The organism is Haemophilus sp. HMSC071C11 (assembly GCF_001837655.1).
GTDB classification, from domain to species: domain Bacteria; phylum Pseudomonadota; class Gammaproteobacteria; order Enterobacterales; family Pasteurellaceae; genus Haemophilus; species Haemophilus influenzae.
Map to the genome: position 1 here is coordinate 1 of NZ_KV833419.1, position 13,459 is coordinate 13,459.

Annotated in this window: 12 protein-coding genes and 3 tRNA genes; 8 read left to right on the plus strand and 7 right to left on the minus strand. The window is 37.2% G+C overall.

What is annotated here, in order from left to right:
- The first annotated feature begins 76 nt into the window (after window positions 1–76).
- A tRNA-Lys gene (locus HMPREF2644_RS05765) sits at window positions 77–152 on the plus strand.
- 115 nt (window positions 153–267) lie between these two features.
- On the opposite strand, the gene HMPREF2644_RS05770 is transcribed toward HMPREF2644_RS05765, so the two are convergent.
- Window positions 268–798: an inorganic diphosphatase gene (locus HMPREF2644_RS05770; protein ID WP_005630160.1), complete on the minus strand. Its 531-nt coding sequence runs from the start codon at window positions 796–798 to the stop codon at window positions 268–270.
- A gap of 233 nt (window positions 799–1,031) precedes the next feature.
- Here HMPREF2644_RS05770 and HMPREF2644_RS05775 point away from each other — a divergent pair, with 233 nt between their 5' ends.
- The 5 genes from HMPREF2644_RS05775 (at window position 1,032) to HMPREF2644_RS05795 (ending at window position 6,177) form a co-directional block, all read left to right on the plus strand.
- Window positions 1,032–2,348 (plus strand): NCS2 family permease, encoded by a 1,317-nt coding sequence (locus HMPREF2644_RS05775; protein WP_005694416.1) that lies wholly within the window; start codon window positions 1,032–1,034, stop codon window positions 2,346–2,348.
- 222 nt (window positions 2,349–2,570) lie between these two features.
- Window positions 2,571–3,212 (plus strand): uridine kinase, encoded by a 642-nt coding sequence (udk, locus tag HMPREF2644_RS05780; RefSeq protein WP_005658079.1) that lies wholly within the window; start codon window positions 2,571–2,573, stop codon window positions 3,210–3,212.
- 8 nt (window positions 3,213–3,220) lie between these two features.
- Complete coding sequence (dcd, locus tag HMPREF2644_RS05785) at window positions 3,221–3,808, plus strand: dCTP deaminase (RefSeq protein ID WP_005660907.1); 588 nt, start codon at window positions 3,221–3,223, stop codon at window positions 3,806–3,808.
- 3 nt (window positions 3,809–3,811) lie between these two features.
- Window positions 3,812–4,987: an AsmA family protein gene (locus HMPREF2644_RS05790; RefSeq protein ID WP_070828308.1), complete on the plus strand. Its 1,176-nt coding sequence runs from the start codon at window positions 3,812–3,814 to the stop codon at window positions 4,985–4,987.
- On the plus strand, window positions 4,987–6,177 hold the full coding sequence (locus HMPREF2644_RS05795) for a sugar transporter (RefSeq protein ID WP_070828309.1): 1,191 nt from the start codon (window positions 4,987–4,989) through the stop codon (window positions 6,175–6,177). The genes HMPREF2644_RS05790 and HMPREF2644_RS05795 overlap by 1 nt, the downstream gene beginning before the upstream one ends.
- Before the next feature lie 79 nt (window positions 6,178–6,256).
- Here the strand turns inward: HMPREF2644_RS05795 and der are convergent, their stop codons facing one another.
- The 4 genes from der to dnaQ form a co-directional block, all read right to left on the minus strand.
- Entirely contained in the window at window positions 6,257–7,771 is a 1,515-nt protein-coding gene (gene der, locus HMPREF2644_RS05800; RefSeq protein WP_070828310.1) for a ribosome biogenesis GTPase Der, read from the minus strand.
- 417 nt (window positions 7,772–8,188) lie between these two features.
- Window positions 8,189–8,265 (minus strand) — tRNA-Asp (locus tag HMPREF2644_RS05805).
- Between the two features lie 23 nt (window positions 8,266–8,288).
- Window positions 8,289–8,365: transfer RNA gene (locus HMPREF2644_RS05810), tRNA-Asp, on the minus strand.
- A gap of 87 nt (window positions 8,366–8,452) precedes the next feature.
- Window positions 8,453–9,220: a DNA polymerase III subunit epsilon gene (gene dnaQ, locus HMPREF2644_RS05815; RefSeq protein ID WP_038440904.1), complete on the minus strand. Its 768-nt coding sequence runs from the start codon at window positions 9,218–9,220 to the stop codon at window positions 8,453–8,455.
- Window positions 9,221–9,280: 60 nt separating this feature from the next.
- On the opposite strand from dnaQ, the gene rnhA reads away from it, so the two are divergent.
- Both rnhA and HMPREF2644_RS05825 read left to right on the plus strand, forming a co-directional pair.
- Entirely contained in the window at window positions 9,281–9,745 is a 465-nt protein-coding gene (gene rnhA, locus HMPREF2644_RS05820; protein ID WP_005687959.1) for a ribonuclease HI, read from the plus strand.
- A gap of 265 nt (window positions 9,746–10,010) precedes the next feature.
- Window positions 10,011–11,114, plus strand: coding sequence for a porin (locus tag HMPREF2644_RS05825; RefSeq protein WP_070828311.1), 1,104 nt, complete (start codon window positions 10,011–10,013; stop codon window positions 11,112–11,114).
- A gap of 196 nt (window positions 11,115–11,310) precedes the next feature.
- Here HMPREF2644_RS05825 and nagA read toward each other — a convergent pair whose 3' ends face one another.
- Complete coding sequence (gene nagA, locus HMPREF2644_RS05830; RefSeq protein ID WP_070828312.1) at window positions 11,311–12,456, minus strand: N-acetylglucosamine-6-phosphate deacetylase; 1,146 nt, start codon at window positions 12,454–12,456, stop codon at window positions 11,311–11,313.
- A gap of 136 nt (window positions 12,457–12,592) precedes the next feature.
- A complete protein-coding gene (gene nagB, locus HMPREF2644_RS05835; protein ID WP_015701413.1) occupies window positions 12,593–13,405 on the minus strand; it encodes a glucosamine-6-phosphate deaminase in 813 nt (270 codons plus the stop codon).
- Window positions 13,406–13,459 lie beyond the last annotated feature (54 nt).

Sequence of the window (13,459 nt, forward strand, 5' to 3'; positions counted from 1 at the left end):
CAGTTCAAGTCTGGCTTCGGGCACCATTTAAACACCAATCAAAAGATTTGAAAATTTATTTTAAAATCATCTAATTGGGTCGTTAGCTCAGTCGGTAGAGCAGCGGACTTTTAATCCGTTGGTCGAAGGTTCGAATCCTTCACGACCCACCACTTTAAAAATAAAGTAAGCACCGAAAGGTGTTTTTTTATTATCTAAATCTCTGAAACTCATATAAAAAATCCCCGACTCAAAGAATCAGGGACTTTTACAATCAAACGTCTTTAATTAACGCTCATTCCAACGTTTAATAGACTCACGAATCACTTCTTTCGCTTCTTCTACATCGCCCCAATGGGTCACTTTCGTTGAGCCAGGTTTCTTAAGCGCTTTATAGTTATTGAAATGGAACTCAATTTGTTTAATTAAGTTTGCCGGTAAATCTGCTAATGAATTGTAGGCATTTCCTGTATCACGATCATCTGCAGGAACACAAACGATTTTATCATCCACTTCGCCATCATCAACAAATTTCATGACACCAATTACTTTAGCCTCAAGGAATACACCTGTTGCTAATGGTTGGCGAGTGATTAATAACACATCTAACTCATCGCCATCTTCATCTAAAGTTTGTGGAATGAAACCATAGTTAGTTGGTTTTGCAAAAATTGCTGGCTCAACACGATCTAACTGGAATGCCGCAACTTTACGGTTCCATTCGATTTTATGGCAGCTACCTTCTGGAATTTCATTTACTACATTGATAATGCCAGCATCTACATCGCCTGGCGTTAAAATTTGATTAAAATCAGCCATTTTGTTTCCTTCATTTTATCAAGTTAAAAAACGTGACAAGTATAGCAGTTTTTCTGCTGACTCGCAGTCTCATTTGTAGAGAAAATCAGCAAATAGATTATTTCATAACTATTCATAATTTTGACCGCACTTTATCCTAAATAAAACTCACGCAAACGTTTACTTCTCATTTTTATGATGTAAAATAGCGCACCTTATTACTTCCAATTTTTTACTTAACTTCAAGGAACACTATGCCAACTTTAGAAAAAACATTTGAACTCAAACAACGTGGTTCAACTGTTCGTCAAGAAATTATCGCGGGTTTAACCACGTTCTTAGCAATGGTTTATTCTGTCATCGTGGTACCCAATATGCTGGGTGCTGCAGGTTTTCCTGCGGAATCTGTCTTTATTGCCACCTGTTTAGTTGCAGGATTAGGCTCTATCTTAATCGGCTTATGGGCAAATGCACCAATGGCAATTGGTTGTGCAATTTCTCTTACTGCTTTTACAGCATTTAGCTTAGTGATTGGTCAAAAGGTCGCCATTCCCGTTGCGCTAGGCGCAGTATTCTTAATGGGGGTTGTGTTTACCTTAATTTCTACCACAGGTATCCGTGCATGGATCTTGCGTAATTTACCATCCAATATCGCTCACGGAGCAGGCATTGGTATCGGACTCTTTTTACTTTTAATTGCCGCAAACGGTGTTGGTTTAGTCGTCAGCAACCAAGCTGGCTTACCAGTAAAATTAGGCGATTTCACTTCATTCCCAGTCATGATGTCCTTGATTGGCTTAGCGTTAATTATTGGTCTTGAAAAAATGAAAATTAAAGGCGGCATTTTATGGGTAATTATCGCTATTACTATCGTAGGTTTAATTTTTGATCCAAATGTAAAATTTGGCGGAGAGATTTTCAAAATGCCAACCTTTGGTGAAAATTCTCTCTTCTTACAATTAGACTTTATGGGCGCACTACAACCCGCAATCTTGCCTGTGGTATTTGCTTTGGTGATGACTGCCGTATTTGATGCAACGGGCACTATTCGCGCAGTTGCAGGTCAAGCAGACTTGCTTGATAAAGATGGTCAAATTATCAATGGCGGTAAAGCCTTAACTTCAGACTCAATCAGTAGCTTATTCTCAGGCTTATTCGGTACAGCACCAGCTGCCGTTTATATTGAGTCAGCAGCAGGGACAGCAGCAGGCGGTAAAACAGGTATTACTGCTATCGTTGTTGGTGTGTTATTCCTATTAATGCTTTTCTTCCAACCATTAGCTTTCTTAGTGCCAGGCTACGCAACTGCTCCAGCATTAATGTATGTTGGTTTATTAATGTTAAGCAATGTAAGCAAATTAGATTTCGATGATTTCGTTGGTGCGATGAGCGGATTAATCTGCGCAGTGTTTATCGTACTTACCGCTAACATCGTAACAGGTATTATGTTAGGTTTTGCGGCATTAGTAATTGGAAGAATCGTGAGTGGCGATATTAAACGCTTAAATGTAGGTACTGTGATTATTGCAATCGTACTTGTTGCATTCTATGCAGGCGGTTGGGCGATTTAGTAACAGAAATAAGAAAAGGGAAAATCCTTCCCCTTAATTTTAATCACAAAAGTGCGGTGAAATTTTACCGCACTTTTTTTATACGCAGTACTACTCTTTCTTCAATAAGAAAATACCGTGATGAAGTTCACAGTTTTTAAAATTCAAGTGAAAAAATAAACGTGAAATTCACCGCACTTTTCTTTATAATTGCGTGAATTTTCCTTACATCGAAACACGATTATGTCAAATCCCTCTTGTATCATTATCGCCATCACAGGTGCATCTGCATCAGGCAAAAGTTCTATCGCTTCCACCGTTCACAAAGAACTCTGCAATGAATTAGGTTGCCAAGAAATTGGTATCATTACTGAAGACAGTTACTATAAAGATCAAAGTCATTTAGAAATGACCGAGCGCGTAAAAACGAATTACGATCATCCAAGCTCTATGGATCGCGATTTACTTATCCAACATTTAAAAAATCTAAAAAATGGCAGTGCCGTAGATGTGCCTGTTTATAGCTATGTAGAACATACTCGCACCAACGAAACAACGCATTTCACACCAAAACGAATCGTAATTTTAGAAGGGATTTTATTGCTCACAGACGAAAGAGTACGCCAATTAGCCGATATTTCTGTATTCGTAGATACTCCACTTGATATTTGCTTCATCCGCCGTTTACAACGCGATATGGAAGAACGTGGTCGCTCTCTACAATCTGTTATTGATCAATATCGTGCAACCGTGCGTCCAATGTTCTTACAATTTATTGAGCCATCTAAACAATATGCGGATATTGTTATTCCTCGAGGCGGAAAAAACCGCATTGCAATCAATATGTTAAAAGCTCAAATTCTTCATTTATTGAATCAAAAATAGGAAATCTTATGCGTCTTTGCGATACTGATATTGAACGCTATCTCGATGATGGCATTATTTCATTAACACCACGTCCAAATAATGACAAAATCAACGGTGCGACGATTGATGTTCGCTTGGGTAATTCTTTCCGTGTATTTCGTGAACATTCTGCGCCTTTTATTGATTTAAGCGGCCCGAAAGAAGAAGTATCTGCACAGCTTGAATCGGTAATGAGCGATGAAATTATTATCCCAGAGGGGGAAGCATTTTTCTTGCATCCTGGTACTTTAGCGTTAGCAACCACACTTGAATCCGTGAAATTACCCGCCAATATTATCGGTTGGTTAGATGGTCGCTCTTCTTTAGCCCGTTTAGGCTTAATGGTACACGTAACCGCACACCGCATTGACCCAGGTTGGGAAGGAAAAATCGTGCTGGAATTTTATAATTCAGGGAAATTACCATTAGCATTACGCCCAAATATGGTCATTGGTGCATTAAGTTTTGAAGTATTAAGTGGCGAAGCAAAACGACCATACAGTAGCCGCAAAGATGCAAAATATAAAAATCAACAAAGTGCGGTAGCCAGTCGAATTGACGAAGACAAGGAATAATCAATGAAAAAGTTCGTGCTTGTCGTAGGGATCGTCGCTTTGGCGATCTTTTCTTTTTTATATATTCAACTTTATCGAGTGCAAAGTGTCATTAGTGAACAACTGGCACAACAAAACATTGCCGTTCAATCCGTCAATTTATCATTATTTTCTCCCGCACTTTCCCTTGAAAATATAAAAACTACGCAATTTTCAGCTCAAAAAATTGAAGCTAAATTTAATTTTTTGCCTCTTTTGTATGGTAATACCGCACTTCATTCACTGAATATTCAACAGCTCAAATTAACTCAAAATACACAAAATCCTGCCAATGTATCGATAGAGGTTTCGCCTTTTTCGTTAAAACAGCTTTTATCAAAAAAAGTAATATTGAATGGCGAAAACCATATTCGCATTGAATTTAATAAACCTATTTATGGAAAAACAAAAACTTTCCATTTTTCTTTCCATAAAGCAAATTTAGACTTCTCAACATCAGAATCAGCCCTACTTCAATTTGTAGATGCAAACCTAAATAATCAGCCTATCGGTTATATTGAAACCCACACAGCCCACCAACAAATAGTGACTTATATAAAACCACAACGCGATAACGATTGTTTAGCTGTATTGAAATATCAACAAGTTGGCAACCAAAGTGCGGTCAATTTTTCAGGCAAAACTTTCCCCGTTAAACGCTTATTCGCACTATTAAATTTGCCAGAAGTGTTAAGTGGACACGCTGATTTTGATCTTGATTTCAGCTTTTCATCTTCCTCGCTTATTCAAGGCAAATTAAATTTTTTAGCGCAAAATGGCGAAATTCTTGGCGTGAATCTATTGGATATGGTAGCGCAATATTTCCCGATTAATTACAACAATGATTTGTTAAAAAACAAAGAGTTAAACACTCGCTTTGAACAATTTTACTTACAATTATTTCTCCAACAAAATCAACTTATTGCTGAAAAAATTGAATTAAAAACACCCGTACTTTTGGGGCAAGGAGAAGGCATTATTGATTTAAATCGAATGGAATGCAATGTGGATATTAATTTAAATTCTACGGATCAACGCTATCAAAATTTAACCCTGCCAATCAATTTTTTTGGTAACTGCAATTCTCCACAATACAAAATTAATTTTACGAAGAAATTCCGCCATCAATTAATTGATGCGATTAAAGAAAAGTTACGTTAATGTCGTTATATTTAAAAGCTGAAAAAATTCAATCATGGCGCGTGTTTATTATGGCTTGCGCAGGATTTATTTTTAATACTACAGAATTTGTACCCGTTGCAATGTTAAGCGATATTGCACAAAGTTTTAATATGCAAACCGCCGATACTGGTTTAATGATGACAGTTTATGCTTGGACGGTGCTAATTATGTCTTTGCCTGCGATGCTTGCCACCGGCAATATGGAACGTAAAAGCCTGCTAATCAAACTTTTCATTATATTTATTGTTGGGCATATTTTATCGGTCATTGCTTGGAATTTTTGGATATTACTTCTCGCTCGAATGTGTATTGCATTAGCACATTCAGTGTTTTGGTCCATTACCGCTTCACTTGTAATACGCATCGCACCTAAACACAAGAAAACTCAAGCATTAGGAATGCTCGCTATTGGCACCGCACTTGCCACCATCTTAGGCTTACCTATTGGACGCATTGTCGGACAGCTCGTCGGTTGGCGGGTCACTTTTGGAATCATTGCCGCACTGGCATTATTCATTATGTTTTTAATTATTCGACTATTGCCAAATTTACCCAGTAAAAATGCTGGCTCTATTGCAAGTTTACCCTTGCTTGCGAAACGCCCATTATTACTTTGGCTTTATGTGACAACGGCGATCGTCATTTCAGCACACTTTACTGCTTATACTTATATCGAACCCTTTATGATTGATATTGGGCATTTAGATCCAAATTTTGCCACTGTGGTTTTATTAGTTTTTGGATTCTCTGGTATTGCCGCAAGTCTATTATTTAACAGATTCTACCGATTTGCTCCCACAAAATTTATTATTGTTTCGATGAGCTTATTGATGTTCTCACTATTGCTACTACTCTTCTCTACCGAAACAATGATAGCAATGTTCTGTCTTGTGTTTATTTGGGGGATTGGCATTTCTTGTATCGGACTATCCCTACAAATGCGCGTACTAAAACTTGCACCAGATGCAACCGATATTGCTACGGCTATTTACTCGGGAATTTTCAATGCAGGAATTGGTGCAGGCGCATTATTTGGAAATCTTGCGACAACCTATTTAGGATTAAACGAAATCGGTTATACGGGCTCAGCATTAGGTTTAATCGGTTTCATCATTTTTATTACAACGCACTTAAAATATCGCCATACCTTTCTTCTGCAAAACAAATAAAAAAATAACCGCACTTTAGTTCTCCAAAAAGAGTTTTAAAAGTGCGGTTAAATCTTGCTAAGTTTTATTTATCTCGAATTTAACGTTTCGCTTTCTTAATAAACTTCATCAAACGTTTACGTTTACGCAGTTGGTTCGGGGTAAGTTTATTTTTACGCCCCGCAAATGGGTTCGCCCCTTCTTGGAAAAGAAGACGAATCGGTGAGCCAATAATTTTTAAGCTCTTACGATAATAATTAGATAAATAACGTTTATAAGAATCTGGTAGTTTATCCATTTGGTTACCGTGAACTACTATAATCGGCGGATTATAACCACCTGGGTGAGCATATTTTAATTTAATGCGACGACCGCCAATCATCGGCGGTTGGTGCTCATCCGTTGCCATTTGCAAAATACGAGTTAAAAGCGAAGTCGTCATTTTTTGAGTGGCACAAGCATAGGCTTCTTTAATCGAATCAAAAAGATTACCTACACCACTTCCGTGCAAGGCTGAAATAAAATGCACCCGAGCAAAATCAATAAAATCTAAACGACGATCAAGCTCAGATTTCACACGATCTTTCACATCTTGATCTAAACCATCCCATTTATTCACGACGATCACCAAAGAACGCCCTGCATTTAAAATAAAGCCGAGCAAAGATAAATCCTGATCAGAAATATTCTCTCTCGCGTCAATAGTCAGCAATACAACATTAGCATCTTGAATCGCTTGCAAGGTTTTAATCACAGAGAATTTTTCCACTGCCAAATGCACTTTACCACGCTTACGCACACCAGCCGTATCAATCAAGGTATATTGCTGTCCATCACGCTCCATTGGAATATAAATACTGTCACGTGTCGTACCTGGCATATCAAAAACCACTACACGATCTTCGCCTAAAATACGATTGGTTAAAGTAGATTTACCCACATTTGGACGACCTACAATGGCTATTTTGATATTTTTATCTTGTTCTTCTTCAAGTTCTTCGTCTAACGCATCATCAATTAATGCCGTATCTTCTTCTGAATCAAAATCGAATTCTTGTTCCCATTCGTCTTGTTCTTCCTCAGAAGTGCGGTCATTTTCATCGGCGTTTTCCATTTTTTCCGCAAAAGGCGCAAGTACTTGTTCCATTAATTGAGTAACACCACGACCTTGTGAGGCTGCAATTTGCTCAATTTCTCCTAAACCTAACTGATAAAATTCAGCACAATGAGAATCCGCATCAATACCATCGGTTTTATTTGCCACCACCACAGTAATTTTGTTTTGACGTTGGCGTAAATAATTAGCAATACCAATATCTGCTGCCGTTAAACCAGCTCTAGCATCCACAAGGAAAAGAACAATATCCGCTTCATCAATAGCAAGCAAAGATTGCTCCGCCATTTTTTCTTCTACCCCCTCTTCCGTTCCATCAATACCGCCAGTATCAATAACAATAAAATCATAGCCAGCAATATGTGCGTGACCATATTTTCTATCACGAGTTAAACCTGGAAAATCAGCGACTAACGCATCTCTCGTACGAGTAAGGCGATTAAATAATGTGGATTTTCCCACATTCGGGCGACCAACAAGGGCGACGACTGGAGTTGCCATAAAAAATCTCTTATTTTGTCAAAAATGGCGGCTATTATATCGGAAGTTAAAGGATTGGTAAAAAATCATTTCATAAAGAAAAGAAAAAGCCACAGGATACAATCCTATGGCTTTCTAAATACTGTTTATTTATCTACAACTTAACGTTATAATAATCTCGCTTTCAAGAATCCAGCTTGAAAGCGAGTGTTGCGCTTTTTCGCAACGTTTGAAGAGGATAAGAAAATGATTAAACTCATTATCCTTGTCGTACTACTATTATTAGTGAGCCAGACCGCTTACTAATAACACGACATACTAGGGAGTAGCCGCTCCCTAGTTCTTCAAATATTAAAAGTTTACTTTATTTTTGTCAAGGATGAATAAATTTCAGATACAAAAAAAGCACCCTTAGGTGCTATCTTTATTTATCTTAATTGGCGGAATGGACGGGACTCGAACCCGCGACCCCCTGCGTGACAGGCAGGTATTCTAACCAGCTGAACTACCACTCCGAGATAAGATATTAATTTTAAATTGGCGGAATGGACGGGACTCGAACCCGCGACCCCCTGCGTGACAGGCAGGTATTCTAACCAGCTGAACTACCACTCCGCTAAGTGGTGCGTATCTTAATGATGAACACAAATCTCGTCAATCTTTTTTTATTAAATTTTACTTACCTGCTTAAATTCCACACGATTAATGCACATTATTATTGCCAAAGCGTTTATCCCAAAGGCAATTATTTCCACTTTTTTTATTCATCATCTTTAAGAATTCTAAATGTGCTTGTAACTCATCATTAGTAGGTTGAAGTAATTTCAAATTATGCGAAAAATCTACCGCACTTTTTATTTCTTCCGCCGTTTTTTCTTGCATAACATGGATAACTTCAGACTCAACAGATTCTTCATCGAATAAATTTGTTTGCCCTCCCGTCATCATCAAATAAACATCCGCCAAGATCTCGGCATCCAGTAACGCACCGTGCAAAGTACGTTTGCTATTATCAATACCTAAACGCTCACAAAGTGCATCCAAATTATTGCGTTTTCCAAGATACATCTGACGCGCCATTTGTAGCGTATCTGTCACCAAACAAATATCGTCAGTTTTCACATTAAGGTTAAGTTTACGAAATTCATAATCCATAAATCCAACGTCAAAGGGGGCATTGTGAATAAGCAATTCCGCACCATTAATATAATCCAAAAAATCTTGGGCTACGTCTTTGAATTCTGGTTTATCCGCTAACATTTCATCAGTAATACCATGAACTTTAATCGCATCAGGATCAACAGGGCGATCTGGCTTAATATAAATATGGAAATTATTACCTGTGTAACGACGATTTATTAATTCAACTGCACCAATTTCAATAATGCAGTGTCCTTCATAATGCGCGCCAAGCTGATTCATACCTGTAGTTTCAGTATCTAATACAATTTGGCGATTGGGATTAATCATTTGTTCAACCTCTCTCTTTCCATTAAAATACTTGCCATTCTACACAACAACCTTTTTGTTATGCAAAAACAGATTGAAATTTTTACTGATGGATCTTGCTTAGGTAATCCAGGGGCGGGTGGAATTGGTGCCGTATTGCGTTATAAACAACATGAAAAAATGCTCTCCAAAGGCTATTTCAAAACCACCAATAATCGAATGGAATTACGCGCTGTCATTGAAGCATTAAATACATTAAAAGAACCTTGTTTAATCACGCTTTATAGTGATAGCCAATATATGAAAAATGGCATAACAAAATGGATCTTTAACTGGAAAAAAAATAATTGGAAAGCAAGTTCTGGAAAGCCTGTAAAAAACCAAGATTTATGGATAGCCTTAGATGAATCCATCCAACGTCATAAAATTAATTGGCAATGGGTAAAAGGTCATGCAGGACACAGAGAAAATGAAATTTGCGATGAATTAGCAAAAAAAGGAGCAGAAAATCCGACATTGGAAGATATGGGGTACATAGAAGAATAATACAACTGATATAACATCATATTTTTCGATACCTAAAAATATTTAATACTTAAACCTAAAAAAGAACAAAAAACAATCAAATTCATTTAAAAAAGTGTGATCTTGATGAGATTTCAAGAAAATTAAAATTTTGGAGTATTGACATAAAAATTTTTTTTTGCGAAGATGTAGCTCGTCGCTCGCCTATTATTTTGTTTGGTGATTAGACAATTCTATTGGAAAAAAGTTCAATCATAGATAGTAACAACCATAAGGAATACAAATTATGAAAAAAACACTTGCAGCATTAATCGTTGGTGCATTCGCAGCTTCAGCAGCAAACGCAGCTGTTGTTTATAACAACGAAGGGACTAACGTAGAATTAGGTGGTCGTTTAAGCATTATCGCAGAACAAAGTAATAGCACTATAAAGGATCAAAAACAGCAACACGGTGCATTACGCAATCAAAGTTCACGTTTCCACATTAAAGCAACTCATAACTTCGGTGATGGTTTCTATGCACAAGGTTATTTAGAAACTCGTTTAGTTTCAGCTCAATCTGGAACCGAGTCAGATAACTTCGGTCATATTATAACCAAATATGCTTATGTCACTTTAGGAAATAAAGCATTGGGTGAAGTAAAACTTGGTCGTGCGAAAACTATTGCTGATGGCATAACAAGCGCAGAAGATAAAGAATATGGTGTTCTCAACAATAGCAAATATATTCCTACTGATGGTAATACCGTTGGCTACACTTTTAAAGGTATCGATGGTTTAGTATTAGGTGCTAATTATTTATTAGCACAAGAGCGTCATAAGTATACTACTACTGCTGCTGGTAATCCTCGTGCTGGTACTGTTGCAGGAGAAGTTTATCCACAAAAAATCAGCAATGGCGTTCAGGTTGGTGCAAAATATGATGCAAACAACATTATTGCAGGTATTGCTTATGGTCGTACAAATTATAGAGAAGATATTGTTGACCCAGATTTAGGTAAAAAACAACAAGTAAACGGTGCGCTTTCAACTTTAGGCTATCGTTTTAGTGATTTAGGCTTATTAGTGTCTCTAGATAGTGGCTATGCAAAAACTAAAAACTATAAAGATAAACACGAAAAAAGCTATTTCGTATCTCCAGGTTTCCAATATGAATTAATGGAAGATACTAATGTCTATGGCAACTTCAAATATGAACGCGATTCTGTAGATCAAGGTAAAAAAACACGTGAACAAGCAGTGTTATTCGGTGTAGATCATAAACTTCACAAACAAGTATTAACCTATATTGAAGGTGCTTACGCTAGAACTAGAACAACTGAGCAAGCTGAAGGCGTAAAAACTGAAAAAGAAAAATCAGTGGGTGTAGGTTTACGCGTTTACTTCTAATCATTTGTTAGAAATACATTATTAAAAGCAAGGCGAATCGAAAGATTCGCTTTTTTTGCTTAAAATCAAGTTAAAAAATGATTAAGTTAAAAGTGTATAAATATTTAGGCTATTTTATAAGTAACAAAATATTAATAAAAAATCTGTGACATATATCACAGATTTTTAAATCAATTAGCTATTTAAGTATTTACTATTAATTCTCTTTCCACTTTCCGTTTACTACTGTGCCGATTACTTGGTAATTTGGCGTAAACACTGCTAAGTTTGCTATCTTACCTTTTTCTACCGAACCTAAACGATCATCTATACCAATTGCTCGTGCAGGATAAAGGTTACTCATTCTAATGGCTTCAGCAAGAGGAATTTCAACATATTCTACCGCATTTTTAATGGATTCCATCATTGTGATTGATGCCCCTGCAATCGTGCCATTAGCATCATAGCAACGCCCATCTTTGATATAAATTGTTTTTCCCACAAAGGTAAAATTTTCTAGTTCTGGCGGTGCGCCTGCCGCTGCAATAGAGTCAGTCACAATACAAAGTTTGTCGCCTTTGATTTTTTTATCAATGCGAACATTGCCATAATTGATATGCACACCATCCACGATAATGCCAGTGTAAACATCAGAATCTAATACTGCGCCCACTACGCCCATTTCACGTCCAGAACTAATTGGCGACATTGCATTATGTAAGTGGGTTGCAAATGTTGCGCCTTTGTGGAATGCGGCTTTAGCCACTTCATAAGTGGCATTAGAATGACCTACAGAGACAATAATGCCCGCTTTCACAAAATCAGGCGTATAGTTAATGGTTGGGTTTTCTGCGGCAATGGTTATTTTTGTAATCACATCGCCATTTTCACAGAGAAAATCTTTCATTTCAGGCGTAATTTCACGAATATATTCGGGGCGGTGTACGCCTTTTTTCTCAATGCTGAGATAAGGCCCTTCAATATGTAAACCAAGTGCTTGGTTTTTATGCTTGTTTAAATATTCACGCATAATTTTTACCGCACTTTTTATATTTTCATCAGGCGCGGTAATAAAAGTGGGAAGGAAACTTGTACAACCTGATTTTAAGTTAGTTTCCTGCATAATTTCCAAGGTTTCAACGCTAGTTTGGTCGTTAAACATCACGCCACCACAGCCATTTAATTGCAGATCAATAAAACCAGCCGTTAAATTATTACCTTGTAAATCAATGGTTTTGATACCTGTTTCTAATTCAGCTTGGGGAACTACCGCTTCAATAATTTCACCGTTAATAATTACAGCAAAATCACGTAAAACATCATATTTTGTGTAAATTACACAATTAATTAATGCGTATTTCATATTCTGTTCCTAATATCAACATCAGTTTAACATAGCAACTATATTGCTCTTAAACGTAAGGACAATTTGCCCTATGATTGTTTGTGATTATAGGGCGAATGTAATTCGCCCCTACATAAAGATGAAGAATAGATCTCTATTTATCCTGATAATCCGTACCAGCAACCGCGCCTTCTAATTCAGTAAAATATTTCACGGTTTTCACTTTTAACTCTTGTTGAGCAGCTTCATCACAAACAAGCAAGAAATGACGGTGCATTTGTAATGCACTGACTGTCCATAAGTGGTTAATACTGCCTTCAACGGCAGCTTGCACTGCCAGTGCTTTTTGATGTCCTGTTGCTAAAATCATCACTTCTTCTGCATCTAATAATGTACCGACACCAATGGTTAAAGCATATTTCGGCACTTGAGTAACATCGTTATTAAAGAAGCGTGAATTTGCAATTAATGTATCTTGCGTTAGCGTTTTAATACGGGTGCGAGAACTTAATGAAGAAGCAGGTTCATTAAATGCGATATGTCCATCTACGCCAACCCCCCCCATAAACAGATGAATTTTGCCGTAGGATTTAATTTTTTCTTCATAACGATGGCATTCTGCATTATGGTCATCGGTATTGCCGTTAAGAATATTGATATTTTCAGGTAAAATATCGATATGATTGAAAAAATTGTTATACATAAAGCTGTGGTAACTTTCAGGATGTTCCTCTGGTAAAGCCACATATTCATCCATATTGAAAGTCACTACATGTTTGAAACTCACTTTGCCTGCTTGATGAAGTCGAATTAGTTCTTGATAAGTTTTTAGTGGTGTACCACCAGTAGGTAACCCCAATACAAAAGGACGCTCGGCGGTAGGTTTAAAATCGTTGATACGATTGATGATATGTTGTGCAGCCCAACAACTGACTTGTTGTTCTGTTTGTAATGGAATAAAACGCATATTAGCCTTCCTTTATTATTGACCGTGATGATCCTATTCATATCGTAGGCTGGA

Excerpts from the sequence above, each read along its gene's own strand:
- dnaQ (WP_038440904.1), bottom strand. The coding sequence starts at position 9,220 with ATGATTAATCCCAATCGCCAAATTGTATTAGATACTGAAACTACAGGT.
- nagA (WP_070828312.1), bottom strand. The coding sequence starts at position 12,456 with ATGAAATACGCATTAATTAATTGTGTAATTTACACAAAATATGATGTT.
- HMPREF2644_RS05775 (WP_005694416.1), top strand. The coding sequence starts at position 1,032 with ATGCCAACTTTAGAAAAAACATTTGAACTCAAACAACGTGGTTCAACT.
- HMPREF2644_RS05795 (WP_070828309.1), top strand. The coding sequence starts at position 4,987 with ATGTCGTTATATTTAAAAGCTGAAAAAATTCAATCATGGCGCGTGTTT.
- HMPREF2644_RS05790 (WP_070828308.1), top strand. The coding sequence starts at position 3,812 with ATGAAAAAGTTCGTGCTTGTCGTAGGGATCGTCGCTTTGGCGATCTTT.
- HMPREF2644_RS05770 (WP_005630160.1), bottom strand. The coding sequence starts at position 798 with ATGGCTGATTTTAATCAAATTTTAACGCCAGGCGATGTAGATGCTGGC.
- dcd (WP_005660907.1), top strand. The coding sequence starts at position 3,221 with ATGCGTCTTTGCGATACTGATATTGAACGCTATCTCGATGATGGCATT.
- HMPREF2644_RS05825 (WP_070828311.1), top strand. The coding sequence starts at position 10,011 with ATGAAAAAAACACTTGCAGCATTAATCGTTGGTGCATTCGCAGCTTCA.
- nagB (WP_015701413.1), bottom strand. The coding sequence starts at position 13,405 with ATGCGTTTTATTCCATTACAAACAGAACAACAAGTCAGTTGTTGGGCT.
- udk (WP_005658079.1), top strand. The coding sequence starts at position 2,571 with ATGTCAAATCCCTCTTGTATCATTATCGCCATCACAGGTGCATCTGCA.
- der (WP_070828310.1), bottom strand. The coding sequence starts at position 7,771 with ATGGCAACTCCAGTCGTCGCCCTTGTTGGTCGCCCGAATGTGGGAAAA.
- rnhA (WP_005687959.1), top strand. The coding sequence starts at position 9,281 with ATGCAAAAACAGATTGAAATTTTTACTGATGGATCTTGCTTAGGTAAT.